Origin of the sequence: Vibrio sp. 10N.261.51.F11, assembly GCF_041471665.1 — a bacterium.
In the GTDB taxonomy this organism is placed as follows: domain Bacteria; phylum Pseudomonadota; class Gammaproteobacteria; order Enterobacterales; family Vibrionaceae; genus Vibrio; species Vibrio crassostreae_C.
Genome location: NZ_JBFROW010000025.1, coordinates 239,590 through 264,547, shown reverse-complemented (window position 1 = coordinate 264,547; position 24,958 = coordinate 239,590). Strand labels below are relative to the sequence as shown.

At 44.8% G+C, this 24,958-nt stretch carries 22 protein-coding genes; 16 read left to right on the top strand and 6 right to left on the bottom strand.

All coding sequences use genetic code 11. The annotated features are described in order from the left end of the window. Window positions 1–324 precede the first annotated feature (324 nt). Window positions 325–1,308, bottom strand: coding sequence for a transcriptional regulator EbgR (gene ebgR, locus AB4351_RS09395; protein WP_017069515.1), 984 nt, complete (start codon window positions 1,306–1,308; stop codon window positions 325–327). 393 nt (window positions 1,309–1,701) lie between these two features. Between ebgR and galE the strand changes: the two genes are divergently transcribed. The 4 genes from galE (at window position 1,702) to galM (ending at window position 6,593) form a co-directional block, all read left to right on the top strand. Beyond that, a complete protein-coding gene (gene galE, locus AB4351_RS09390) occupies window positions 1,702–2,721 on the top strand; it encodes a UDP-glucose 4-epimerase GalE (protein ID WP_102319940.1) in 1,020 nt (339 codons plus the stop codon). 273 nt (window positions 2,722–2,994) lie between these two features. Then, the gene (locus AB4351_RS09385; RefSeq protein WP_017060800.1) at window positions 2,995–4,050 is read left to right on the top strand and encodes a UDP-glucose--hexose-1-phosphate uridylyltransferase; all 1,056 of its coding nucleotides are present in this window, start codon (window positions 2,995–2,997) and stop codon (window positions 4,048–4,050) included. Between the two features lie 191 nt (window positions 4,051–4,241). After that, window positions 4,242–5,402 (top strand): galactokinase, encoded by a 1,161-nt coding sequence (galK, locus tag AB4351_RS09380; protein WP_017060799.1) that lies wholly within the window; start codon window positions 4,242–4,244, stop codon window positions 5,400–5,402. 111 nt (window positions 5,403–5,513) lie between these two features. Continuing rightward, the gene (gene galM, locus AB4351_RS09375) at window positions 5,514–6,593 is read left to right on the top strand and encodes a galactose-1-epimerase (protein ID WP_102319941.1); all 1,080 of its coding nucleotides are present in this window, start codon (window positions 5,514–5,516) and stop codon (window positions 6,591–6,593) included. A 218-nt stretch (window positions 6,594–6,811) separates the two neighbouring features. On the opposite strand, the gene AB4351_RS09370 is transcribed toward galM, so the two are convergent. Beyond that, entirely contained in the window at window positions 6,812–7,810 is a 999-nt protein-coding gene (locus AB4351_RS09370) for a substrate-binding domain-containing protein (RefSeq protein ID WP_102319942.1), read from the bottom strand. A gap of 197 nt (window positions 7,811–8,007) precedes the next feature. On the opposite strand from AB4351_RS09370, the gene AB4351_RS09365 reads away from it, so the two are divergent. Further along, window positions 8,008–8,340: a tRNA-binding protein gene (locus AB4351_RS09365; RefSeq protein ID WP_017060796.1), complete on the top strand. Its 333-nt coding sequence runs from the start codon at window positions 8,008–8,010 to the stop codon at window positions 8,338–8,340. A gap of 46 nt (window positions 8,341–8,386) precedes the next feature. Here AB4351_RS09365 and AB4351_RS09360 read toward each other — a convergent pair whose 3' ends face one another. Continuing rightward, window positions 8,387–8,941, bottom strand: coding sequence for a gamma-glutamylcyclotransferase family protein (locus tag AB4351_RS09360; protein ID WP_372125705.1), 555 nt, complete (start codon window positions 8,939–8,941; stop codon window positions 8,387–8,389). A 308-nt stretch (window positions 8,942–9,249) separates the two neighbouring features. Between AB4351_RS09360 and AB4351_RS09355 the strand changes: the two genes are divergently transcribed. After that, window positions 9,250–10,434, top strand: a complete 1,185-nt coding sequence (locus tag AB4351_RS09355; RefSeq protein ID WP_050619970.1) for an NnrS family protein — start codon at window positions 9,250–9,252, stop codon at window positions 10,432–10,434. Window positions 10,435–10,502: 68 nt separating this feature from the next. Here AB4351_RS09355 and AB4351_RS09350 read toward each other — a convergent pair whose 3' ends face one another. Beyond that, the gene (locus AB4351_RS09350) at window positions 10,503–11,510 is read right to left on the bottom strand and encodes an adenosine deaminase (RefSeq protein WP_372125702.1); all 1,008 of its coding nucleotides are present in this window, start codon (window positions 11,508–11,510) and stop codon (window positions 10,503–10,505) included. 354 nt (window positions 11,511–11,864) lie between these two features. Between AB4351_RS09350 and AB4351_RS09345 the strand changes: the two genes are divergently transcribed. Then, window positions 11,865–12,182, top strand: a complete 318-nt coding sequence (locus AB4351_RS09345; RefSeq protein WP_017069509.1) for a DUF3622 domain-containing protein — start codon at window positions 11,865–11,867, stop codon at window positions 12,180–12,182. 201 nt (window positions 12,183–12,383) lie between these two features. On the opposite strand, the gene AB4351_RS09340 is transcribed toward AB4351_RS09345, so the two are convergent. Beyond that, complete coding sequence (locus AB4351_RS09340; RefSeq protein ID WP_017060792.1) at window positions 12,384–13,430, bottom strand: succinylglutamate desuccinylase/aspartoacylase family protein; 1,047 nt, start codon at window positions 13,428–13,430, stop codon at window positions 12,384–12,386. Between the two features lie 271 nt (window positions 13,431–13,701). Here AB4351_RS09340 and AB4351_RS09335 point away from each other — a divergent pair, with 271 nt between their 5' ends. Then, window positions 13,702–14,241: a DUF3332 domain-containing protein gene (locus AB4351_RS09335; RefSeq protein ID WP_017070352.1), complete on the top strand. Its 540-nt coding sequence runs from the start codon at window positions 13,702–13,704 to the stop codon at window positions 14,239–14,241. 138 nt (window positions 14,242–14,379) lie between these two features. Here the strand turns inward: AB4351_RS09335 and AB4351_RS09330 are convergent, their stop codons facing one another. Continuing rightward, a complete protein-coding gene (locus AB4351_RS09330; RefSeq protein WP_017060790.1) occupies window positions 14,380–15,852 on the bottom strand; it encodes an aminoacyl-histidine dipeptidase in 1,473 nt (490 codons plus the stop codon). A gap of 1,063 nt (window positions 15,853–16,915) precedes the next feature. Between AB4351_RS09330 and AB4351_RS09325 the strand changes: the two genes are divergently transcribed. From AB4351_RS09325 to ribD, 8 genes are all read left to right on the top strand, one after another. Further along, window positions 16,916–18,205 (top strand): NCS2 family permease, encoded by a 1,290-nt coding sequence (locus AB4351_RS09325; RefSeq protein WP_017060789.1) that lies wholly within the window; start codon window positions 16,916–16,918, stop codon window positions 18,203–18,205. A gap of 84 nt (window positions 18,206–18,289) precedes the next feature. Beyond that, window positions 18,290–18,754 carry an oxytetracycline resistance phosphoribosyltransferase domain-containing protein Tet(34) gene (tet(34), locus tag AB4351_RS09320; RefSeq protein WP_009847475.1) on the top strand — a complete coding sequence of 155 codons (465 nt, stop codon included), beginning with the start codon at window positions 18,290–18,292 and terminating at the stop codon, window positions 18,752–18,754. Between the two features lie 89 nt (window positions 18,755–18,843). After that, window positions 18,844–20,097, top strand: coding sequence for an esterase FrsA (frsA, locus tag AB4351_RS09315; protein WP_017060788.1), 1,254 nt, complete (start codon window positions 18,844–18,846; stop codon window positions 20,095–20,097). A 144-nt stretch (window positions 20,098–20,241) separates the two neighbouring features. Beyond that, on the top strand, window positions 20,242–20,631 hold the full coding sequence (crl, locus tag AB4351_RS09310) for a sigma factor-binding protein Crl (protein WP_017060787.1): 390 nt from the start codon (window positions 20,242–20,244) through the stop codon (window positions 20,629–20,631). Window positions 20,632–20,707: 76 nt separating this feature from the next. Further along, on the top strand, window positions 20,708–21,892 hold the full coding sequence (gene proB / locus AB4351_RS09305; protein WP_012604650.1) for a glutamate 5-kinase: 1,185 nt from the start codon (window positions 20,708–20,710) through the stop codon (window positions 21,890–21,892). Window positions 21,893–21,958: 66 nt separating this feature from the next. Further along, entirely contained in the window at window positions 21,959–23,209 is a 1,251-nt protein-coding gene (locus AB4351_RS09300; RefSeq protein ID WP_372125700.1) for a glutamate-5-semialdehyde dehydrogenase, read from the top strand. Between the two features lie 156 nt (window positions 23,210–23,365). Next, entirely contained in the window at window positions 23,366–23,815 is a 450-nt protein-coding gene (gene nrdR / locus AB4351_RS09295) for a transcriptional regulator NrdR (RefSeq protein ID WP_004734394.1), read from the top strand. 40 nt (window positions 23,816–23,855) lie between these two features. After that, window positions 23,856–24,935, top strand: a complete 1,080-nt coding sequence (gene ribD, locus AB4351_RS09290) for a bifunctional diaminohydroxyphosphoribosylaminopyrimidine deaminase/5-amino-6-(5-phosphoribosylamino)uracil reductase RibD (RefSeq protein WP_372125698.1) — start codon at window positions 23,856–23,858, stop codon at window positions 24,933–24,935. Window positions 24,936–24,958 lie beyond the last annotated feature (23 nt).

Genomic DNA, 24,958 nt, shown 5'->3' with positions numbered 1-24,958 from the left:
GTTGCCTCTCTCTCGGTCTGAATGCAGTTTGCTGACCGACGTTCTTATGCGTAATTGGGTCGTAGTGAATACGAGTATTTTTGGACTGAGGTAATTATTAGTAAAAGTTTTACTAAATGAAATTGGTGAAAACGTTTTACTTTAACTTCATCACGTTTTTTATGGTCTTTTTACGGTGCTGTGTGATCCACTTAAAAGAATGCTATTGGCTGTTTTATGCAGCAGGTTAAAGAGGGGGATATGTGTCGATTGATGTATGTGATGGGCACAAAAAAGGCCACCTTCAACAAAGGCAGCCTTAATTTATCTATTTGATATATTTAATTATTTTGTTGTGTCACGCAGCTTAAGTTTGCTTGGTACATAGACGCGTAATGGGATGGTTCGGCCGTCGCGTACTTTCTCAATTAGCAGGTTAACGCCTTGAATTCCCATTAGTTCAGAGTGAATACGAACAGTCGATAAAGATGGGAAGGTAAATTTAGCTGTTGGGATGTCGTTTACACTGATCAGCGCAATATCTTCAGGAATGTTTAATCCGTGCTCATGAACTGCTCGTAAAACGCCAATTGCGATGGAATCTGACGCAATAAACATGGCTTTAGGGTAGTCGCCCGTCGCGAGCATCTGTTTTGCAAGCTTGTAACCTGATGAGCTAGAGAAGTCACCACGGTAGATGTCTTGCTCACTGACAACGTTTTTGAGGCCACCATATTCAGCAAAAGCGACTTCACGAATATCAGGGGTATTGACGTCGTCTTGGCCACCAATAAAGCCGATGCGCTCATAGCCTTGGTTGATAAAGAAGTTGGTGATCTCTTTGCTGATCAAAGCCAGGTCGATATCGACAGAGTCATAAGGTTCTGAGTGATCGGTAAAATCGACATAACAGATATTATCGCTCAGCTTTTTAGCTTGCTCGATAACCTCTGGTGTCATTCTACCCACCAACAAAACACCTGTGATTGGTGCTGAATTGATCTGTATTTTACTTTCATAACAGTTGGTTAGCTTAACTTCCATCTTTTCACATTGGGTTTCAATCCCGTGGCGAATCGATAGATAGTAAGGGTCGTTAACTTCCGCTTCTTGCTTGTAGTTATACAGTGCTAGGAAGTGATGGTTTTGTTTTTTACTGCTAACGGTTTTTCGTGAGCTGCTGGTTTTGTATTCCAACTTCTCTGCAATTTCAAAGATACGCCTTTTGGTCTCTTCCTTGACGCTTAATGTTGGATCTTCATTGAGAACCCTTGAAACTGTAGCCAATGATACATTCGCTTCAGTCGCGATATCTTTTAACGTTGCCATACTCACTTCCTGTTATTGGAACATTGCGCTGCTTTGAAATTGGTATTTAGTAAAAAAGCAATGCACCTCTTTATTCTACAGACCTATTGTAATCAAACTGGACGTCATTGCATTAACTTTTAGTAAAATAAATGCTCAACTCATCTGTGATGTCTCAAATCTAACTATCTATAATTATCTTATTAAAATTCAATAAATTAGAGGTTAACAGCTATACGTTCTCTCTATGTCATGATCAGTTCCAATGATGAAAGTTAGTGTAAACGTTTACACTTCGTGGTTTTGATCACAGAATTATAGTCAAAATGGCTGCTACTATTTCTGACATACGGTGCTACTGAGCTGAATGTCAGTTCGAGTTAGCCCACGAATGACGACAAAGAGAGGTTGATTGTGAAAGTACTGGTTACGGGCGGCATGGGTTACATCGGAAGTCATACATGCATTCAAATGATACAGGCAGGTATGGAGCCGATCATTGTTGATAACCTTTGCAACAGCAAAGAGCTAGTGCTGGAACGGATCGAATCGTTAACTGGCAAGCGACCAACGTTTTATCTTGGCGACATTCGTGACCAATCTTTTCTAGATGGCGTGTTTTCAGAAAACGATATCCAAGCGGTGATTCACTTTGCTGGCCTGAAAGCGGTAGGGGAGTCGGTGGCTAAGCCTTTGGAGTACTACGATAACAACGTTAATGGTTCACTAGTGTTAGCTCGAAGCATGAAGAAAGCGGGCGTGAAAAGCATCGTATTTAGTTCTTCGGCTACCGTTTACGGTGATCCAGAAGTAGTGCCGATTACTGAAACTTCACCAACTGGCGCGACAACTAACCCTTATGGTCGCAGCAAATATATGGTGGAAGAGTGCTTGAGCGATCTGTTCAACGCGGAGAACGACTGGAGCGTCACTTTACTGCGTTACTTCAATCCAGTTGGCGCACATCCATCGGGCACTATGGGTGAAGACCCACAAGGTATCCCAAATAATTTAATGCCGTTTATTGCTCAAGTAGCCGTCGGTCGCCGTGAAAAACTGGCTGTTTTTGGAAACGATTACCCAACAGTCGATGGCACAGGCGTTCGTGACTATATTCATGTAATGGATTTAGCCGACGGTCACGTCGCAGCACTAAAAGTGGTTGGCGAGAAAGCGGGCTTACACATTTACAACCTAGGTACGGGCAAAGGCTCAAGTGTACTCGAGATGGTTGAAGCCTTCGCACAAGCATCGGGCAAACCGGTTCCTTATGAACTTTGCCCACGCCGCGCAGGTGACATTGCCGAATGTTGGGCAAGCACTGAAAAAGCAGAGCGCGAGCTTGGCTGGAAGGCGACGCGTAGCGTGATGGAGATGACAGCGGATACGTGGAATTGGCAGTCGAATAACCCGAACGGCTATTCCCCTTCGTAATTGAAGCCGCAGCGTTGTTAGCTGCAACTCCAATTTCTTTGGGGAAGGCAAAGACAAGATATGAGAAAAGCGAGATTCCAGATATCTCGTGCCTCGATTCTGGAATGACGGATGAGCATAAGGCTATGAAGTGGTTGCCTTTGCACAAATAGCACAACGAGATTACACGTCATTCCCTACAGCGAGGTACGAGCGTGATAGGGAATCTCCTTGTAGAAGAATTATTCATCTTGGTGAATTGACCAAGACACAAAATTTGAGAGCAATCTAAACATGTCAAAAGTTGAATTTAACCCAGTAGACCATCCGCACCGTCGTTATAACCCATTAACAGGTCAATGGATCTTGGTATCACCGCACCGCGCAAAACGTCCGTGGAGCGGCCAAGATGAAAAGCCATCGACAGCGCAGCTTCCTGCGTATGAGAAAGAGTGTTTCTTGTGCCCAACCAATACGCGTATTTCGGGCGATGAAAACCCAGATTACGACGGCACTTATGTATTCAGTAATGATTTCGCGGCGTTGATGCCTGACTCACCTGATGCTCCAGAGTCTGATAACCCTCTATTCAAGACTCAAGGTGTACGTGGGTTGAGCCGCGTGATCTGTTTTTCTCCGGACCACAGCAAAACGCTGCCAGAGTTACCAGTAAACAAGATTCGCGGTGTTATCGACACATGGAATGAACAGATTGAAGAGCTAGGTAAAGACTACCTATGGGTTCAAGCGTTTGAAAACAAAGGCGAGACCATGGGCTGTTCTCAGCCTCATCCGCACGGTCAGATATGGGCAAACAGCTTTTTGCCCAACGAGATTGAACGCAAAGAGAAATTGTTAAAAGAGTACTTCGAACAACAAGGTTCTAATCTTTTAGTGGATTACGTTGAAGCTGAAATGAAAGACGGCTCTCGTACTGTGGTTGAAACCGAACATTGGATTGCTGTGGTGCCTTACTGGGCAGCGTGGCCATTTGAAACCATGTTGCTGCCAAAAACACACATCCGCCGTATGAGTGAACTGACTGACGAGCAGCGTGATGATTTAGCGCTTGCGATTAAGAAGCTTACCAGTCGTTACGACAACTTGTTCCAGTGTTCATTCCCTTACTCAATGGGCTGGCACTATGCACCGTTCTTCGAAGAAGGCACCGACATCGATCACTGGCAACTGCATGCGTTGTTCTACCCGCCACTGTTACGCAGTGCTTCGGTTCGTAAGTTCATGGTCGGCTACGAAATGCTGGCTGAGTCTCAGCGTGATTTAACTGCAGAACAAGCCGCGCAACGTCTGCGTGATTTGAGTGACGTTCACTATAAAGAGCAGGAATAGCCTACTTCGTAGATAACGAGCGAGATTCCTGATATCTCGTCCCTCGATTCTGGAATGACGGCAGGTGAAAGGCTGATGTTGTCATTCCCTACCGTGAGAGACGAATGAGATAGGGAATCTAAAAGAATTAAAGTGGTGCCGTGAAGGGGCCATAACCAATTGAACAAAGAGTTTAACCAGAGAGTTTACTTATGTCTGACCTAATCCAAAACGTGAAAGCATCTTTTGAGCAAGTCCTTGGTTACCAAGCGACTCATATTATCCAAGCACCAGGTCGTGTGAACCTGATCGGCGAGCACACTGACTACAACGATGGTTTTGTTCTACCGTGTGCCATTAACTACCAAACGGTAGTCGCCGCGGCTAAGCGTGACGACAACATTGTTCGCGTAGTATCAGTGGACTACGGTAATGCAGTCGATGAGTTCGATTTAACTCAAGAGATCACATTCCAACAAGACAAGATGTGGGCTAACTACATTCGTGGTGTGGTGAAGTGCTTAAAAGGTCGCGGCTTTGAATTTACAGGTGCAGACATCTCTGTAACGGGCAACGTGCCTCAAGGTGCAGGTTTAAGTTCTTCTGCGGCGCTGGAAGTGGTGATTGGTCAAACATTCAAGGTGCTTTATAACCTAGAGATCAGCCAAGCTGAAGTGGCGCTAAATGGTCAGCAGGCCGAAAACGAATTTGTGGGCTGTAACTGCGGCATCATGGACCAAATGATCTCTGCAGAAGGTCGCGCAAACCACGCGATGCTTTTGGATTGTCGTAGCCTAGAGACTCAAGCGGTTTCAATGCCAGAAGATATGGCTGTGGTTATCATTAACTCAAACAAGAAACGCGGCTTAGTCGACAGCGAATACAACACACGTCGTGAACAGTGTGAAGAAGCGGCGCGCATCTTTGGTGTTCCGGCACTTCGTGATGTGACCATTGAGCAATTCAAAGCGAAAGAGTCTGAATTGGATGAAATGGTCGCGAAACGTGCTCGTCACGTGATTACTGAAAATGACCGTACTGTTGAAGCGGCTCAAGCTCTACGCACTCATGATATGAAGCGTATGGGCGAGTTGATGGCTGAATCGCATGCATCAATGCGTGATGATTTTGAAATCACGGTGAAAGAGATTGATGCGCTGGTTGATATGGTCAAAGAAGTGATCGGTGAACAAGGTGGCGTGCGTATGACTGGCGGTGGTTTCGGTGGTTGTATTGTGGCATTGGTTCCACCTGCATTGGTTGATGAAATCAAAACAACCGTTGAACAGAAATATCAAGCGGCGACGGGGCTAAAAGAATCTATTTATGTGTGCCAAGCGAAAGACGGAGCAGGCTTAGTTGAAGTAATCTAACGGCTTCGAGACTTAATATAGAGCTTACCAAGTAAAAAGATCATGGTAGGCCAAATGCTAAAGCCTTTACTTCAGGTAGAGGCTTTTTACTGGCACTAGAAGGAATTTAGAATGACACAAGAGCAAAACCTGCATCAATCCATGGCGCAGACTCCAGCCTATGATGGCCAACCCGCTCAGTTAGTGACGCTATCAAATACGCATGGCATTCAAGTGACATTCATGGATATTGGTGCAACATGGTTGAGCTGTATCCTGCCAGTAAAGGGAAACAAAAGAGAAGTGTTGTTGGGTGTTAACTCAATGGAGAACTTCGATAAACAAGCCAGCTATATGGGCACAACCGTTGGCCGTTATGCTAACCGCATTGCTAATGGTCGTTTCAAAATTGATGGTCAGAATTACAAGCTGGAAACCAACCAAGCGGGCAATACCTTACATGGTGGCCCGAACGGATTTGATAAACGCCGTTGGAATATTGCCGAGCAAACCGAAACGTCAGTGGTGTTCACTCTAGAGTCTGCTGATGGCGACCAAGGATTCCCGGGGAATTTGAATGTGTCGGTACGTTATGACATCACTGAAGACAATCGAGTGTCCATTAATTACTCTGCAACCACAGACAGGCCGACTGTAGTCAACCTAACGAATCATGCGTACTTCAATCTACTTGGCGCTGAAGCTGGACACGATTGTTTGTCACACATTGTCAGTATCAATGCTAATCAGTTCTTACCGACCAATTCGGTGGGTATTCCGTTAGGTAACCTTAAATCAGTGAAATCGACCAGCTTTGACTTCAATCAGCCTATGATGATCTCAGAGCGTTTGTTGGGCGATGAACAGCAGAAAGCAGCAAAGGGTTACGACCACTCTTTCTTATTGGCTGATGGCTGCAAACGCACTCAATGCGCCGCGACCGTAACCTCACCGGATGCGCTCGTCACACTAAAAGTATTTTCAACCAAACCTGCGATGCAGCTATACACCGGAAACTGGCTTGGTGGTACACCAAACCGAAGTGGTGGCAGCTATGAAGACTACGCTGGTTTGGCGCTAGAAACCCAGTTCTTACCTGACTCTCCTAACCACCCAGAGTGGAAGCAGGACAGTTGTATTCTCAAGCCTGAACAAGAATATAACTACCGTACCTGTTACCAGTTTGAATTTTCGGGGGATTCTTCAAACTAGTACGCTCTAGCTCAAAACGGTTATGCCAATTGCTTTTGTTTGTGAATAGAACGATGTGAGTTATCGCGTTGTTCTTGGGGGATGAGCAAAAGTGGCGCTCAACGAGTGTGTGATTTATTAAGCGCGATTGTTGGGTATCAGAGTAAGGTAGGAAAGCCCTAACAGAAGCGATTCTGTTAGGGCTTTTTTTGTTTGTTGTTTGGTGAGTTGACCAGAGCTTAGATTTTCTCTACCGAATTACGGCGCACCAAAGTCGGAGAGAACATCATTGGCTCCGTTGAGGTGTTTTCACCTTTGGCTAAGTGCAACGCGAGTCGTGTCGCTTTCTCTGCCATCATCTGAATCGGGTAGCGAATAGTGGTGAGCTTTGGATGAACATAGCGGGCAATCAAACCATCATCGAAACCGATGATCGACATTTTGTCTGGCGCTTGAATACCGTTTTCATCAAGGACAGACAAAGCACCAGCTGCCATGTAATCGTTGTACGCCACAATGCCAGTGATTGGCAGTGACTTAGTCAGAAGGTTAGTCATGGCGTATTCGCCCCCGTCACTGGTCGGCGCTGAGTATTCAATATAGCTGTCAGAGAGCGCTATTTTGTAATCTGAGAGTGCCGCTAAGTAACCTTGGATACGCTCATCGGCATCTTCAATGCTATGCGATGAGGCGATACAGGCAATGTTCTTATGGCCATGGCGGATCAGATATTCCGTCGCAAGATACGCACCTTTTTTGTTGTCTAAGAAAATACAGTGGTTGGCAATCTCAGCAATATAACGGTTGATCAGTACTAAGCCTTTGACCTCTTTTGCATAGGCAATCAGTTCTTCGTCGGTGAGGCCTTTAGAGTGGATCACCAGGGCGTCACAACGGCTGTTAATCAGCAATTCAATCGCTTGTCTCTCTTCTTCACGATCGTGCGAGCCATTACCGACAAGGATATGTTTTCCGTTCTCACGAGCGACATTGTCGACAGCCTTAACCAGCGTGCCAAAAAAGGGATCGGAGATGTCACCGACCAATACACCAACAGTGTTCGTGCTTTGGCTTACCAGCGCTCGAGCATTGGCATTCGGTCGATAGCCAAGTTTAGACATCGCTTTAGTTACAGACTCTACCGAGCTTGCACTCGCCTTGGGAGACTTGTTGATCACTCGAGATACGGTTGCAACAGAAACACCAGCTTCCTTTGCTACATCTTTAATTGTTGCCATTTTTAACCTCTATACATTGCTTCATCTATTTAACACCGACAATGATAGTAAGGCAACGAAACTCTCATTTTACTTCCAGTAATGAGATCTTTACCGCTTGTAATTATTAGGCTTAATGCTAGTGTAAACATTTACATTTTACTTAATTTTAGTAAATGATTTAATGAGTGAAAATAAACCAATATAGGAAGTGAGAAATGGATACTGTCTCTTATGGTGACTTTGCTAAGTTAGAAATGCGTGTGGGTAAGATCATTGAGGTTGTGCGTCATGAAAACGCCGACAAGCTTTACATAGTGCAAGTGGATGTTGGTGACAAGACACTGCAAACGGTGACCAGCCTAGTCCCTTACTACACAGAAGAAGAGTTGATGGGTAAGCAGGTTGTTGTTTTGTGCAATCTAGCGAAGGCGAAGATGAGAGGCCACACTTCTGAGTGCATGTTGCTTTGTGCAGAAACGGAAGATGAATCTGAAAGTGTATTGCTAACACCTGAACGTGCGATGCCAGCAGGTATTCGTGTTGTTTAAGCTCACTTTAGGTTGGTGAGTCAATGTGTTCACCAACCTAAATCAACTAGCTGCGTACAGTTAGGATCAAGCCATCAATCACACTGTGATGGTGATCGGAAACCCCAGCAAGGTTGCCGTATTTAGGCTGGTGGCGATCATTTTCTAATGGGTGATGCCAACCTTGTGTGTGTTTAACGAAGTGCGCCGCAAAGCTTTCAGACACCTCTAAACATCCTGCTAATACAGTATCGACGTAGGTTTGAACGATAGGGCTGTTTTCGCAAGGTGCTTCAATCTCGTCTTTGATGTAAACCCAGATCGGTTGATCCTGTTTGAATTCATCTTGGCTTTCTATCTGAGAGGCCTTTAATTCGATACGGTGATAACCACGCTCACGGCGATCAAACTCAGTCAGCGCAATATCATCCACCTCAAGTAAAACTCCATTCACTTGTCCCTCACCGAGATTCACGATCAAAGGTGACAACACATAGCTGTCATCGATCTTACTCCAGTGACGAACTAGGCCATGCACTATCGCAGGAATCGCTTGTCCTGTTTGACCTGTGAGTTGACGAGAAGAGGAGTTGATCAAGCTACCATAACCAAAAATATACATCGCGTTCCCTGTCTGTTCTTTTGTATTTGAGACTAGTCTTACTATATGTTTGGCTTCATCAAATGTCAGTAGTTTTTTATTTTGCACACTTATGAGTCTAAATGACTTTTATGGGGTGTGTTTTATTGACACTTTTTTGAAGCCTAAAGACTCCTTGTTACTTGTTTTTATTGGCTTTATACCTTTGGCGCGTTTCATGCATTACGTTAGGCAATGTTGCAGTGATGATTACTGCATCATGAATTTGACTATGAAATAGCAATTCCCAGAAGCCACTCTTGGCTTGTTATCTGAAATGAGGAGCGAGTTTGTTAAATATCACAGATAAAAGTGTAGAAGACGCGATTCCAGCCTACCTGCGTTTAGGCTTTCGACCTTTCTTCTTTTTAGGCAGTCTCTATGCCGTGATCGCGATTGTCGCTTGGGTCATCATGTTCCAAAACGGTCAGCCTGAGATTTTAAAAGTTCCCGCACTGTGGTGGCACGTGCATGAGATGCTGTTTGGTTTCTCAATGGCGATAGTGGTTGGTTTTGTGTTAACGGCGGTACAAACGTGGACGGGTGTCAACGGCACCAAGCACTATCGGCTGGCAGCTCTTGTTGGCTTATGGCTTGCACCTCGTATTCTGTTTTGGACACCCGCTCCGTTATGGCTGATCTCGTCGGTTGAGGCGCTGTTCTTAATCTTCGCCGCCTACGAAATTGGTTTCCGAGTCGTGAAGTCGAAAGGCTGGAAGAATCTGTTTTTTGTGCCGCTGTTTATATTGGCTATCGTGGCGAACTTTGCTAGTTACGCGACCATAAAGGGCATGCCTCCATTCCCATCATCTGCAGTTTGGCAGGCTATGTTGTGGTGGTTTACCTTGCTGTTATCAGTGATGGGTGGGCGAGTGATCCCATTCTTCACAGCACGTCGTTTTGATTTTGAAAAAGCTCAACCCTTGGTTTGGTTGGAGTGGCTAGCCAATCTACCTTTGGTTGGTTTATTTGTGTTGAGCTTCTTCCCATTGACCTTTGCTCAAGTCGGCAATGAGTTGATGGTATTTGCTGGTGTGACTCAGTTGGTGCGCTTTATCCGCTGGAAACCTTGGACTACGTTATCTGAACCCTTGGTGTGGTCGCTGCATGCGGCTTATCTATGTATCCCTCTCAGCTTGCTGCTACGTGGTCTGTTAGACAACCCGTTCGCGAGCCACAACATGCTGCACTTGTTTGCGATTGGTGGTTTGAGTGGGTTAATTCTGGCAATGATTACGCGCGTGACGATGGGGCATACCGGTCGTGCGATCTATAAAGGGCCAAGTATGGCTTTGGCTTTCTCGGCTATTTTTATTGCGGCACTCGTTCGTAGTTTAGGTGTGACATTCTTCCCAGCGTATTTATTTGAGATGGTTAACATCAGCGCCGGTTTATGGACGTTAGCGTTCGGGCTGTTTATCTGGAAATTTGGGATGATGCTGTTAACGCCAAGGGTGGATGGTCACCCGGGCTAAGCCAATTAATTATCGATTGATACAGAAAGGGAAGCTCAGAGCTTTCCTTTTTTAATCTTGATAACTCATTAAGTATTCGCAGCAAGGTATTGGCGTACCTGTGTGATGAGATCTTCTTTGGCGTGAGGTGAGATAAAACTGGCTTCGATGGCATTAATACTAAACTGCGCTAATTCGTTTTTCGTCAGTTGATGAGCATTGGCGACCGCGAGGAAGTTATCATTCATATAGCCGCCGAAGTAAGCCGGATCATCGGAATTGATGGTGACGCACAGCCCTTTTCTCAGCAACTCGACGATGTTGTGTTCTTGCATGGTCTCAAACACCTTGAGTTTGGTATTCGATAGTGGGCAGACCGTCAGTGGTGTACGTTTTGCTATTAGCTGTTCCATCAAATCTTCATCTTCTACACAGCGAACGCCATGATCAATTCGGGTAATGCCTAGCAAGCTCACTGCGTCGATAATATTTTGTGCTGGGCCTTCTTCTCCGGCGTGCGCGACAGTCAGGAAGCCTTGGTTGATCGCTTCTTGGAATACATGTTTAAACTTCTCTGGCGGATTGCCCTGTTCTGATGAATCCAGCCCAACGGCAATGATCTTATCTTTATAAGGAAGGGCTTGTTTGAGTGTTTCAAAAGCGCTGTCTTCATCAAGGTGACGCAGAAAACACATGATCAGTTGGCTGCTGATGCCAAGCTCTTGCTCCGCTTGATTTAAAGCTCGAGTGATCCCGCTTACGATGACTTCAAAGGCAGTGCCGCGTTCAGTGTGAGTTTGAGGGTCGAAGAAGATCTCAGTATGAACCACATTATCTTGCTGGCACTTCAACAGGTAAGCCCAGGTCAGGTCGTAGAAATCTTGTTCATGAATCAGTACGTTTGCACCTTGATAATAGATATCGAGAAAGGATTGAAGATTGTGGAACTGGTACGCGTCTCGAACTTGGTCTGGGGTCTCAAAGGGAATCGACAGGTTATTACGCTTGGCGAGTTGGAACATCAGCTCTGGCTCTAATGTGCCTTCTATATGTAAGTGCAGCTCAACTTTGGGTAAATTTTTGATGAAGCTATCCATAGCAACTCCTTAGCTATTTTAATTATGAGCGGAGTAGGTGAGACAGTAGAGTCTATAAACCTGAGCAAGCAGGTATCTCTTTCATTTATCTCTGTTTGAGCATAGTTCATTTCATTGTTATCGATAAAATAGGATAGAAGTTGATGGTGAACCGAGAGTTATGAACCGATTGAAATTAGGCGCAAACGATTTGCAGCATTGGAGTGTGATCCGCTGCAAATATTTGCAGCAATATTCATTGATTTGTGCTCTAATACCGCGCTTACCAAGGGATGGTGTTAAAAGATGCTCACTTAGATGGAGTTATCAAAGTTGACCGATCCCTTAATGATCTCCCTTAGGAAAAAATAGAACATGTCTAAGAACAAAAAATTTGATATCCGCCTTACAGAAAAACGCAACGGTTGGTGTGCAGAGATTACTCGTCAAGTAACGTCTCGCAGCACTACAGTATCTAAGCGTGAGTCTGGTTTCGAAACTGAAGCTCTAGCACAAGAGTGGGCAGAGAAAGAGCTAGCATCTTTCATCGCTAACCAAGCTGAACGTAACGAGCGTAAATCAGAGCAACGTAAAGAGCGTGACGAACTACGTCACACTAAAGAGCTTAAAGCTGAGCAAGCACGTGAAGCGCGCGCTAAAGCTCGTGCAGAAGAGCAACAAGACGCTGAATAATTCAGTGCATGACTAATTTATAGATCCCTTAATTTAAGATAAGGGATTTGTGAAAAAAAAGCCCCGATACAACTTTTTTCTTTCGAGTTAAAAGTGTTTTGGGGCTTTTTAGTTTGTGGAGTTCTGTTTTATTGTGTTTAAGAGCTCGGTTTGGCTTCTCGCTTTTAACGTCGAGCTCTTAAACTGTTAAGCATTGTCTGATCAGTTATTCAGTGCAGTTAGCCAATCGTCTTCTGCCACTTCTTCAATGTAGCTTTCTACTGATTGTCCTACTTCTTCATCGTCTTGCTTGAAGTAAGCGATGTGGAACACAGCATCACCTTCGTTGACCAAAGGCAGAGTTTGCTGACCAATCACGATACCGCCTTTGGTTGTGATCACTTGGCCTTCTTGGTGACCCAATGGAGAGCTGATGTAAGCAAGGGTTTGTCCTGCTTCAACCTGTTCGCCAAGTCTTACCATGTTACGCAAAATACCGTCTGATTCAGCGCGGATCCAGCTGGTGGATTTACTCAATACTGGCTCTGGTAACTTCTTACGGTTAGGGCGCAGCATGCCGATTTCTTTCATCACTTGATGCACGCCAAGGTAACCCGCACGAATCGCGAGGTGATCAAAACGCAGCGCTTCACCACCTTCGTAAGTTAATACAGGAATACCCAGTTTTTCCGCTTCGCTACGCAGTGAACCGTCGCGCAGTGGAGAATCAATAATCACGGGTGTTGCGAACGCTTTTGCGATGCGCAGTGTCTCAGGGTTCGATAGGTTTGCACGAATCTGTGGCAGATTGGTACGGTGAATCGCGCCCGTGTGTAGATCCAGAATGTAATCACAGTGCTTTGCCACGTTCTCAAAGAAGGTGTAAGCGATACGTGATGTTAACGATCCTTTCTCACTGCCAGGGAAGCAACGGTTTAGGTCACGACGGTCTGGTAGGTAACGAGATTTATGGATAAAGCCAAATACGTTAACGATAGGCACAACAATTAATGTCCCTTTCAGTTTCTTTGGATCAATCGCATTGGTCAGTTGTCGTGCAATCTCAACACCGTTTAGCTCATCGCCGTGGATAGCCGCATTTACCATCAGTGTTGGGCCTGCTTGGCGACCGTGAATAATTTCAATCGGGATCGAAAGTGGAGAATGCGTGTAAAGCTGAGCCGCTTGCAGTTCAATCTCCATTCGCTGTCCTGGCTGAACAGTATAACCAAGTAATTCGAATGGTTGATTAGGTTTTAGTCTTGCCATTTAGGTTGTTCTCAACATGGTGATAATTCGTTAACACGGAATGTAGCAATCGTTGATTTTTAGTACGAATCAATCGCTTTACGGTGACGACAAAAGTTTTTTATGAAGGGGCTTCTGAATTGGTTTCAGTTTTTTATCTGGCTAATTGAAGGGTGTTTAAAATTTTGAATTTTCTGACAATACATTAACTTAGAGCTGATATTTGTCATTCAGTTCGTTGGTATTATCCACCGCCATTTTTTGGCGGCCAAATTCAAATATTGAGATCAAAATGAAAAAAACAATTTCAAAAGTTGTAGCACTAGCGGTGGTATCTGTTGCTTTATCTGGCTGTGTTGGTAGCAACGCAGTAACGGGTTACCTAATGAAGTTCAACATCAAGGCTGTTGATAACCGTTACGCTCGTGGTGGTTTGAACATGCTATTTGCACCTGCATACGGTCTAACAGTTGCTGCCGATTACCTAGTATTCAACTCACTAGAGTTCTGGACTGGTAGCAACCCACTAACAGGTGCTCCGCACATCTTTGATACTAAGACTGATACTTACCTAGACATCAACCACCAACTTGATCCGTCTCTAACGGAAGCGCCAGTGGGTCCTATCACGAGTGCAGATGTGATCGAAAAAGGTCAAATGCAGCAGATTGATGAAAACACGATCCAAATGGACATTACTTACCAGTCTGGTGAGCGTGCGACGTTAATCGGTGTTCGTGATGGCGAGATGGTGACGTACTTCATCGATGGCGAAGTTGTGGCACAAACTTCAATTGATGAGCTAGAAAGCTACGCGGCTTCACGCGCTTAATTGTTTATTTAGTCACAAGTAGTAGCTACAAAGATTAGATACAAAAACAGGTACTCATTGAGTACCTGTTTTATTTTGTCTCAGATAAACGGTGTTTACTGTAAAACACCATTTACTGAACAAACATAGCTTATCGAATTAAGCTTTTTCTGGGATCGCTTCAAGCAATGCAACCATTTGGTTCCAGAATAGCTCAACGGTGTCGATCTTCACTTTCTCATCAGGAGAGTGCGGAAACTTGATGGTTGGGCCGAAAGAAACCATATCCATGTTCGGGTAAGGTTCTTTGAATAGACCACACTCAAGACCAGCATGGATAACCATGATGTTTGGCTTGTGACCGTAGATACCTTCGTACATGTCGCGGAAGATATGCATGATTTCTGAATCTGCGTCTGGTTTCCAACCTGGGTAAGCACCAGAGAACGCGATGTTAGCGCCTGCTAGTTCAGCAACAGAGTGAAGCATGCTTTCTACTTGGCTACGACCTGAATCGATAAGAGAGCGGATCAGGCAAAGTACTGTGATTGAGTTCTCTTCTGTTGTGATAACACCTACGTTTAGAGACGTTTCCACAACACCTTCAATCTCGTCACTCATACGAATCACGCCGTTTGGACATGCGTTAAGTGCAGCGATAAAGCGAGCTTGGTCTGCTGACGCAAGTGCGCCCATTTCTACAGAAGCTTCTTCATTGAAAGTCACGATGCTGTCTTCTACTTTACCTAGCTCTGTTGAAAGCAGCTCAGTGTAGTAGTTGTATAGTGAAGCCAGTTTTTCTTGGTTTGCCGCAGGAACAGCAACCGTTACGAAACCTTCACGAGGGATCGCGTTACGAAGGCTACCACCTTTGAATTCGACGATGCGAAGGTCTAGCTCTTTTGCGTGACCCGCTAGGAAGCGAGCAAGCAGTTTGTTTGCGTTTGCACGACCTGTGTGGATGTCACAACCAGAGTGACCGCCTTTTAGGCCTTTTAGCGTTAGCTTACGTGTTACGAAGTCAGCTGGAATCGCATTACGAGCAATTTCAAATGTCATTGCGCCGTCGATACCGCCAGCACAACCCATGTACACTTCGCCTTCTTGCTCTGAATCGGTGTTAAGAAGGATATCGCCTTCTAACCAACCCGCTTCAAGACCGAAAGCACCAGTCATGCCTGCTTCTTCATCTACTGTTAGTAGAACTTCGATAGGGCCGTGCTGGATTTCGTTTGAAGCAAGAACCGCTAGGCAAGAAGCCATGCCCATGCCGTTATCAGCGCCAAGCGTTGTGCCTTTAGCTGTAACCCACTCACCATCAATGTATGGTTGAATTGGATCTTTAGCAAAGTCATGAACTGTGTCTTCGTTCTTTTGTGGAACCATATCGATGTGAGCTTGTAGCACTACACCTTTTTTGTTTTCCATACCCGCCGTTGCTGGCTTTTTGATGAATACGTTACCCGTTGGGTCACGACGTACATCTAGGCCTTGCTCTGTTGCCCAAGCAATAATGTATTGAGCAAGCTCTTCTTCATGCTTAGAAGGGTGTGGGATTGAGCAAATCTTATCGAAGAACTGCCAGATAGGGGCAGGGGATAATTTACTGATCTCAGAATGGAATTCAGACACGGATGACTCCTTTTTTATTTAATAACCATATATTTAGGTTTTGTATGGGGAAAAACCTAGAACAAAAATCTAAAATATGGGTCTGTTTTGATGGCAACAGCATACCACTTGAGCGTTTTGACGAGTAGCGGTTCTAAACCTCAAATAGCTCAAATTTTGAAAGCGATCTTGTCCATCTGATCACAGCTAAGCGCCTTGATGCTTATAAATGGAGCAGGCAAACGTTTGTTTAATTCTGTTTTGTAGTTTTATTACAAAATAAGTTTGTAAAATAACCGTAAATGGCCAAAAATGTGACGTATAGCAAAAAATACTTGTAATCTTTTTTCTTTAGGGTATATTAATAACCAACTTCTGAGATGAAGAGTAAATGCTCAAAGGATGAGTCCGTTTTATCGCCTCCAAGGAACCGAGAAATCAAATTCGTTTTTTATTGATTTATTAAGGTGATAGTTATGAAAGGTTTACCATCTGCAATGTTCTGGATTAACAGCTCTGTTTACACTAGCAACTTTGCATACCCTACAAGCTTTGGTTACTAATACCGTAAGCATGTAACTCGAACAGTTTTGTTCACCCCTATATATTGGAATTCTTTTACAGCCCTTTTGGTTGACAGATTCTACCGCCACTCAGTTTTGAGTGGCGTTTTTTTTGCCTGCTACTTTTCCAAACCGCTTTCGCTTGTCACTTTCCTTGCTGTTCTGCGTGGTTGTTTTTTAAACGCCGAAATATCAATTTGCGCCTTATTACTGATCCTGTTGAAAAATACATAACTATTGTGAGTTTGAATTCAGAATTTACTGGCTAGATTATCAATGAAAATAACCGATGGTAGAAAAAACAACCAACTAGTTTTAGTGAGTCTATTGTTGTTAATTGTTTGTTTTTAATGGTTATTTATCGATGATATCTTCATTTTTAATCGCTTTGTTTCATACGGCATTCTGATAAATATCGATTAGAGCCTTAATTCTATCTGGAATTTGTTATTTGATAACTTTATAATCCACAGCCAATCGATTACGCAACCGTTTACTTTTTACCCTTATAGGATTCGATAATGTTCGAAAAGCTATTCAAACTCAGTGAAAATGGCACCAATGTGCGCACTGAAATCATCGCAGGTCTAACAACCTTCCTAACAATGGCTTACATCATTTTTGTAAACCCAATGATTCTAGCTGATGCTGGTATGGACCATGGCGCTGTATTTGTAGCAACCTGTTTAGCGGCTGCTATTGGCTGTTTCATCATGGGCTTTGTTGCTAACTACCCAATTGCTCAAGCTCCAGGCATGGGTTTGAACGCATTCTTTACCTACGCTGTTGTAATGGGTATGGGTTATACGTGGCAAGTTGCTCTGGCAGCGGTTTTCGTATCAGGCGTAATCTTCATCTTCTTAAGCATCTTTAAGATCCGTGAATGGATTATCAACTCGATCCCTATGTCTCTGCGTGTTGGTATCTCTGCAGGTATCGGTCTTTTCCTAGCGTTTATTGCACTGAGCAATGCTGGCATCGTGGTTTCTAACCCAGCAACTAAAGTTTCACTGGGCGACATTACCGCGATTGCTCCTATCCTAGGCTCACTTGGTTTCTTCCTAACGATTGCTCTTGTTCACCGTGGCGTGAAAGGGGCAGTAATGATTGCGATTCTAGCTATCACAGCTCTTGGCATTGTTATTGGTGACGTTCAATACGGCGGCATCATGTCTACACCACCAAGCCTTGCTCCTACATTCATGCAGCTTGATTTCTCTGCTGTATTTGAAATCGGTATGATTTCAGTGGTATTCGCGTTCTTGTTCGTCGATTTGTTCGATACAGCGGGTACTCTGGTTGGTGTTGCAACGAAAGCAAACCTAATCAAAGAAGACGGCAAACTACCTCGCTTGAACAAAGCACTGCTTGCTGACTCTACAGCAACATCTATTGGTGCACTGCTAGGTACATCAAATACTACTTCTTATGTTGAGAGTGTTGCGGGTGTTGCTGAAGGCGGCCGTACCGGTCTAACGGCTGTTGTTGTTGGTATCTTATTCCTACTGGCTCTTTTCTTCTCGCCACTTGCAGGTATGATTCCGGCTTACGCAACATCAGGTGCACTTTTCTATGTAGCAATTCTGATGATGTCTGGCCTAGTTGGCATTGATTGGCGTGATCTTACGGAAGCAGCACCAGTCGTGGTAACATGTCTGCTTATGCCGCTGACGTACTCTATCGCTGAGGGTATCTCACTAGGTTTCATCGCTTACGCTGCAATTAAGCTGCTAAGTGGTAAAGGTCGCGACGTTTCACCTGCTGTGTGGGTAATGTCGGCTATCTTTATTCTTAAATACATTTTCGCTTAATCGTCTAGATTTCTGCTTAATCGCTGAAGAGGCTATGTTTGAAATAGCCTCTAATAACATGACAAAATTATTAGGTTTTATACTATGAGCAACAAATTCGTTATCACTTGGGACAACATGCAGACTTACTGCCGTCAACTTGCTGAAAAGCAAATGCCAGCAGAGCAGTGGAAAGGCATCTGGGCAGTAAGCCGTGGTGGTTTGGTTCCTGGTGCAATCTTGGCTCGTGAGCTAGGTATTCGTCACGTAGATACGATTTGTATTTCTAGCTACGACCACGATCACCAACGTGATATGACAGTAGTTAAAGCACCTGAAGGTGACGGCGAAGGCTTCCTAATCGTTGAAGACTTGGTTGATAGTGGTGACACTGCACGTAAGCTTCGCGAAATGTACCCTAAAGCGAAACTGATCGCTGTATGTGCAAAACCATCTGGCGCTGATTTGCTAGACGAGTACATTGTTGATATCGCTCAAGACACATGGATTGAGCAACCTTGGGATACTAGCCTAAGCTACGTAGAGCCAGTAAATCGCAAGTCAAAATAAGCGTAAACTTAGTTTTTTGAGAAATGATCCTTTATAGGGTCATTTTTTTTTATATTATTAGTGACAACCATTTCTTATTAAGTATCCCAATGTCTGAACCAGAAGAAACGAGCTCGAACCTTTCGGAAACTTTGTTTGTAAAGCACAAGCAAGCGAAAGAGACCTCAATGTTGACACAATACATGCCAAGCTCTGAAGCGCTATTGGATGAGAAACGTGAACAGCAAAACTCATCATGGTATCGAAACCTAAGACGTCTTCAGTGGGTATGGCAAGGCGTTAATCCAATAGAGCAGGAAGCGGTATTGGCTCGCATCGCGTCATCAGATAACTCTCGTACAACCGATGAGTGGCTTGATACGGTCATGGGTTACCGAAGTGGTAACTGGGCATACGAATGGACCAAGCTGGGTATGCAGCATCAAAATCGTTCTAATGAGAAGAATGGTGAAGAGATGGCTGAAGAGCTATTTTCCGCATCGTTGTGCTTCAGTATTGCGGGTTACCCACACCTCAAGAACGACAACTTGGCAGCTCAGGCTCAAGTGTTGGCCAACGCAGCGTATTCTGAAGCGATCAAGCACACTAAGTTGATCGTCAAGCAGATTGATATTCCATACCAAAACAAGAAGATCAAAGCGAACTTGCATCTAACCAAAACAGATAAACCTCAGCCTGTTGTGATTGTGAGCGCTGGACTAGACAGTTTGCAAACCGATATGTGGCGCTTGTTTAGAGATTACCTAGCCCCTAAAAACATTGCTATGTTGACGGTCGATATGCCGTCGATAGGGCACAGTGCGCATTGGCCTTTAACTGAAGACTCGTCTTGCCTTCACCAAGCTGTGCTCAATGAACTGCCTAACATCCCATGGGTCGATCACCACAAAGTCGGCTTGTTTGGTTTCCGCTTCGGTGGCAATGCGATGGTGAGATTATCTTTCCTTGAGCAACATAAGATTAAAGCGTGTATCTCTTTAGGCGCGCCAATTCACGACATCTTTGTTCATGCCGACAAACTGAAACAGATGCCTAAGATGCATCTAGATGTGTTGGCTTCGCGTCTTGGTAAAGGGGCGGTCGATATCAATAGCCTTTCTGGGCAGTTGATGGCGTGGTCACTCAAGGTACAAGGCTTGCTGTCAAACAGTAAAACCAGTGTTCCTATCTTGGCATTGGCTCTGGAAGGTGACCCGGTTTCACCGCCAATGGATAATCAACTGGTTGCTATTTACAGTGATTACGGAAAAGCGAAGAAAATCAAAGCTAAGTCAATTACACAAGGTTATGAGCAATCCCTCGAATTGGCGATAAAGTGGCTTGAGGATGAATTATTTAGATGACATTTCTCCTAAATTAGTTAAGCATGAAAAGTGTACAAACTAAGTACCTGATACTCAGAGATAATTTATAAAATCCAAATGCGTAGTTTCTACGTATAACAGTCTGAGTAACGTCATTCTTAACATTGAAAATGGAGATTCAATATGTCAGAAGTGACACAACAACCTACGCATTACCGCTTGTTGAATGTTTTAAAGGCGATCGGGCCTTACTTAAGGGAACCGCAATCAGAAGAAGGCCACTATATCTTTGATTGCTTGTCTGTATGTGTGAACGATAAAAAATCACCAGAAGAACGCGAGTTCTGGGGCTGGTGGCTGGAATTGGATAAGTCGGAAGAGGGATATTCGGCGAAGTACAATATCGGCAAGTACAACATCGATGGTAACTGGGATTCTTTGCCGTTACCTAAAAAGGCGGTCGCTGAGGTCTCTCGAACTCAAGAAGCCTTCCACAAAAAACTGGTTGATGAACTTCAAAGTAAGTTTGAAATCAGTATCCAATTAGACGAAGAGTCTGTCGAATTCGTCTAATTTTAAAGGTTACTCTTCTATATAAAGCAAAAAGGTGCGATTTCGCACCTTTTCTGCTTGTGAATTCCCCTTTTGATTGCTAAAACATCACCTCTTATTTGTTTTATCCATAAAAGACTTCATGACAACAAATCATCAAAGCGGGACAACAACACAGCGTAAAACTGTCGTTGTTAAACTGGGTACCAGTGTCTTAACTGGTGGAACATTGGCATTAGACCGCGCTCATATGGTTGAGCTGGTTCGTCAATGTGCTGAATTAAAAAAACAAGGCCACTCTGTGGTTATGGTTTCGTCTGGCGCAATTGCAGCAGGACGTGAGCACCTTGGTTACCCCGCACTTCCCAACTCAATGGCGAGCAAACAGTTGCTTGCGGCAGTTGGGCAAAGCCAGTTGATTCAAGTTTGGGAGTCTTTGTTTGCTATCTATGGCCTTAAGATTGGCCAGATGCTACTGACTCGTGCTGATCTCGATGATCGCGAGCGTTTTCTTAATGCACGTGACACGATCAACGCACTGGTTGAACACGATATTATTCCGGTAGTAAACGAAAACGACGCAGTAGCAACCAACGAAATTAAAGTGGGCGACAATGATAACTTGTCGGCCTTAGTGGGTATTTTGTGCGGTGCTGATAAGCTTTTGCTACTAACAGACCAAAAAGGCCTGTTTACAGCTGACCCTCGTAAAGACCCAAATGCTGAGCTCATCAAAGAAGTGAAAACCATTGATGACACGCTGCGTAAGATCGCAGGCGGCAGCGGTACGACATTAGGTACCGGCGGTATGGCAACAAAACTGCAGGCGGCTGATATTGCTCGTCGCGCAGGCATCGAAGTGATTATTGCTGCGGGCAGTGCTGAAAATGTGGTGTTTGATTCACTGAGTGATAACCCACAAGGCACACGTTTCTTGCCTTTAGCTGAAGCGCTTGAAAACCGTAAACGCTGGATTTTAGCGGGCCCTGCTTCAGCAGGTGACATCGTGGTTGACGACGGCGCAGTAAACGCAGTCAACACCAAAGGCAGCAGCTTGTTGGCGAAAGGGGTTGTTCGAGTTAAAGGCGAATTCTCTCGTGGTGAAGTTACCCAAGTCACAGACAGTAAAGGCAAAGTAATTGCGCGTGGTATCGCCAGTTATTCAAGCCAAGACCTAGCAAAAATTGCAGGCAAGCACAGTAAAGATATTGGCGACATCCTTGGATACGATTATGGGTCAGAAGTCATTCACCGTGACGACCTAGTTGTGATTCAAGAGTAGCTCGTGATGATAAGGCGAATCGCCTTTTTGCATCCAAAGACAGACAGAATTTAGGGAGAGTTAAACGTGGATTTAACTAACATGGGTATCGCAGCAAAAGACGCTGCTTTCCACCTAGCGACCGCATCAACGGCGCAAAAGAATAAAGCATTGGCGATTATCGCTGATGAGCTAGAAGCAAACGCAGCAACGATTTTAGAAGCGAACGCGAAAGACATCGAATTAGGTCGCGAAGCGGGTTTAACTGACGCACTGCTTGATCGTCTACTTCTTAATGAAGAGCGCTTAACCGGCATTGCGAATGATGTTCGTAACGTGATTAGCCTTAACGACCCTGTAGGCAGCGAAATCGACAGTAAGGTACTAGAAAACGGTATGTCACTGTCTCGCCGCCGTGTGCCACTTGGTGTGGTGGGTGTTATCTACGAAGCGCGTCCGAACGTAACCATCGATATTGCAGCTCTGTGTCTGAAGACAGGTAACGCAAGTATCCTGCGTGGTGGTAAAGAGACGTTCTTCTCGAACATGGAACTGGTTAAAGTTATCCAGTCTGCATTAGAGAAAGCGGAACTTCCTGCGGCTTCTGTTCAGTACATCGAGAAGCCTGATCGTGAACTCGTTTCTCAACTGCTTAAACTGGATGACTACGTGGATATGATCATTCCTCGTGGCGGAGCTGGCTTACACAAGATGTGTAAAGAGAACAGCACCATTCCAGTTATCATCGGCGGCTTTGGTATCAGCCATATCTTCGTTGATGAAAGCGCTGATCTTGATAAATCTGTCGATGTGGTCGAAAACTCTAAAGTTCAGCGCCCATCAGCGTGTAACTCATTAGATACATTGCTAGTGCATGAAGCGGTTGCTGAAGCTTTCCTAATTAAGCTGAAACAGCGTTTAGCCGGCAAGGTAACCTTAGTTGCTGATACCAGTGCAAAATCGCTGCTAGCGGGTTTTGAAGACCAACGTGATGCGGTTGAAGGCGACTTTGACACTGAATGGCTAAGCTACACGCTAGGCGTGAAAGTGGTAGCGGATGTGGCAGAAGCGATTGACCACATGCGTGTACACAACGCGAGTCATTCAGATGCGATCATGACCAATAGCTTAGAGAGCTCAGAGCGTTTCATTAACTCTGTTGGTTCTGCAGCGGTTTATGTGAATGCATCAACACGTTTCACTGATGGAGCACAGTTTGGTTTAGGTGCTGAAGTTGCCGTGTCTACTCAGAAATTGCATGCTCGCGGCCCAATGGGCTTAGAAGAGCTGACAAGCTACAAATGGGTAGGTAAAGCGAACTATTTAGTCCGCGGTTAACGCTGGTCGTTAATTTTACTCCTCAGCTCATTTTTGAAATGGCGGTCGAGTAGCAATAATCAATGAATCACCACACAAAAGGGCCTTAATTGGCCCTTTTTCTTTCCTAACGTTTGGCAATTCCGTTACACTGATATTCAATTATTTGGAGGTGATATGCATTGTCCTTTTTGTTCAGAGAACGACACTAAAGTAATCGATTCAAGACTGGTAGCCGATGGCCATCAGGTTCGTCGTCGCCGTCAATGCCTTGCATGTAGTGAACGTTTTACTACGTTCGAATCGGCAGAACTTGTGATGCCTAAAGTCATAAAGTCGAATGGAAACCGCGAACCATTTAATGAAGATAAAATGGTGGGTGGTGTACAGCGCGCCCTAGAAAAACGCCCAGTGAGTGCTGACGCGATTGAACTTGCGATCAGTACGATTAAGTCACAACTCCGTGCAACTGGTGAGCGTGAAGTACCAAGCGAGATGATTGGTAATCTTGTGATGGGCCAATTGAAAGAATTGGATAAAGTGGCGTACATTCGTTTTGCCTCTGTTTACCGCAGCTTTGAAGACATCCGAGAGTTTGGCGAAGAAATCGCTAAATTAGAGGATTAACTCCTCAATCATGTCAAACTTTACTCCCCTAGATTTTCAAATGATGTCGCGTGCTATTCAGTTAGCAAAACGCGGCATTTACACTACTGCGCCAAACCCTAATGTGGGTTGTGTCATTGTACAAACCGACGGTCAGATCGTTGGTGAAGGTTTTCATGCCAAAGCGGGCGAACCTCATGCTGAAGTACATGCCATGCGAATGGCAGGCGACAAAGCAAAAGGTGCGACGGCTTATGTCACGCTAGAGCCTTGTTCTCATTACGGTCGAACGCCGCCTTGTGCTGAAGGTTTGATTAAGGCTCAAGTAGCCAAAGTGATTTGTGCCATGCAGGACCCAAACCCAAAAGTCGCAGGTCGTGGTATCAAAATGCTACGCGATGCGGGTATTGAGGTTGAAATCGGTTTGCTAGAGCAAGACGCTCTCGACTTGAACCCTGCATTTATCAAGCGTATGCAAACTGGCATGCCATTCGTTCAGTTAAAGATGGCCGCTAGCCTTGATGGGCAAACGGCATTGGAAAATGGCCAAAGCCAGTGGGTCACATCGCCAGAAGCACGTCGTGATGTTCAGAACTACCGAGCAAAATCAGGCGCTGTGTTGTCAACTAGCCAGACGGTGATTGAAGACAACGCGTCGTTGAATGTTCGTTGGGCAGAGTTGCCAAGCAGTATCAAAGGTCATTACGCTGAAGACGAGCTGCGTCAGCCGATTCGCGTGATTCTTGATCGTCAAAACCAACTGCGTCCTGAACTCAAGTTATTCCAGACTCCAACATCGGTGTTGAGAGTTGCCGAAGCATCTGCTGATATTGAAGTCGCAACCACAGATGCAGGTCAGCTCGATTTGCACGATCTGATGCGTCAATTACCTGCCAATCATATCGACCATATTTGGGTCGAAGCGGGCGCAACATTGGCAAAAAGCTTGATTGAAGAGCAGCTGGTGGATGAGCTAATCCTTTATTTAGCACCTAAACTTATGGGCAGTGACGGACGAGGTTTGATGGGTGCATTAGGGCTCACTTCAATGTCTGACGTTATTGACCTAGAAATTAAAGATGTTCGACAGGTTGGTGTGGATATTCGCATCGTTGCGAAACCCGTATTTCGAAACAGATAGTAACGAAACCACAGTGGAAATAG

What these genes read in the sequence shown, in the direction of transcription:
- AB4351_RS09370 (WP_102319942.1), bottom strand. Translation starts at nt 7,810, where the DNA reads ATGGCAACAATTAAAGATGTAGCAAAGGAAGCTGGTGTTTCTGTTGCA.
- crl (WP_017060787.1), top strand. Translation starts at nt 20,242, where the DNA reads ATGTCAGAAGTGACACAACAACCTACGCATTACCGCTTGTTGAATGTT.
- AB4351_RS09350 (WP_372125702.1), bottom strand. Translation starts at nt 11,510, where the DNA reads ATGGATAGCTTCATCAAAAATTTACCCAAAGTTGAGCTGCACTTACAT.
- nrdR (WP_004734394.1), top strand. Translation starts at nt 23,366, where the DNA reads ATGCATTGTCCTTTTTGTTCAGAGAACGACACTAAAGTAATCGATTCA.
- AB4351_RS09360 (WP_372125705.1), bottom strand. Translation starts at nt 8,941, where the DNA reads ATGTATATTTTTGGTTATGGTAGCTTGATCAACTCCTCTTCTCGTCAA.
- AB4351_RS09385 (WP_017060800.1), top strand. Translation starts at nt 2,995, where the DNA reads ATGTCAAAAGTTGAATTTAACCCAGTAGACCATCCGCACCGTCGTTAT.
- AB4351_RS09345 (WP_017069509.1), top strand. Translation starts at nt 11,865, where the DNA reads ATGTCTAAGAACAAAAAATTTGATATCCGCCTTACAGAAAAACGCAAC.
- ebgR (WP_017069515.1), bottom strand. Translation starts at nt 1,308, where the DNA reads ATGGCAACGTTAAAAGATATCGCGACTGAAGCGAATGTATCATTGGCT.
- AB4351_RS09365 (WP_017060796.1), top strand. Translation starts at nt 8,008, where the DNA reads ATGGATACTGTCTCTTATGGTGACTTTGCTAAGTTAGAAATGCGTGTG.
- AB4351_RS09335 (WP_017070352.1), top strand. Translation starts at nt 13,702, where the DNA reads ATGAAAAAAACAATTTCAAAAGTTGTAGCACTAGCGGTGGTATCTGTT.
- galK (WP_017060799.1), top strand. Translation starts at nt 4,242, where the DNA reads ATGTCTGACCTAATCCAAAACGTGAAAGCATCTTTTGAGCAAGTCCTT.
- frsA (WP_017060788.1), top strand. Translation starts at nt 18,844, where the DNA reads ATGTCTGAACCAGAAGAAACGAGCTCGAACCTTTCGGAAACTTTGTTT.
- ribD (WP_372125698.1), top strand. Translation starts at nt 23,856, where the DNA reads ATGATGTCGCGTGCTATTCAGTTAGCAAAACGCGGCATTTACACTACT.
- AB4351_RS09325 (WP_017060789.1), top strand. Translation starts at nt 16,916, where the DNA reads ATGTTCGAAAAGCTATTCAAACTCAGTGAAAATGGCACCAATGTGCGC.
- AB4351_RS09340 (WP_017060792.1), bottom strand. Translation starts at nt 13,430, where the DNA reads ATGGCAAGACTAAAACCTAATCAACCATTCGAATTACTTGGTTATACT.
- galM (WP_102319941.1), top strand. Translation starts at nt 5,514, where the DNA reads ATGACACAAGAGCAAAACCTGCATCAATCCATGGCGCAGACTCCAGCC.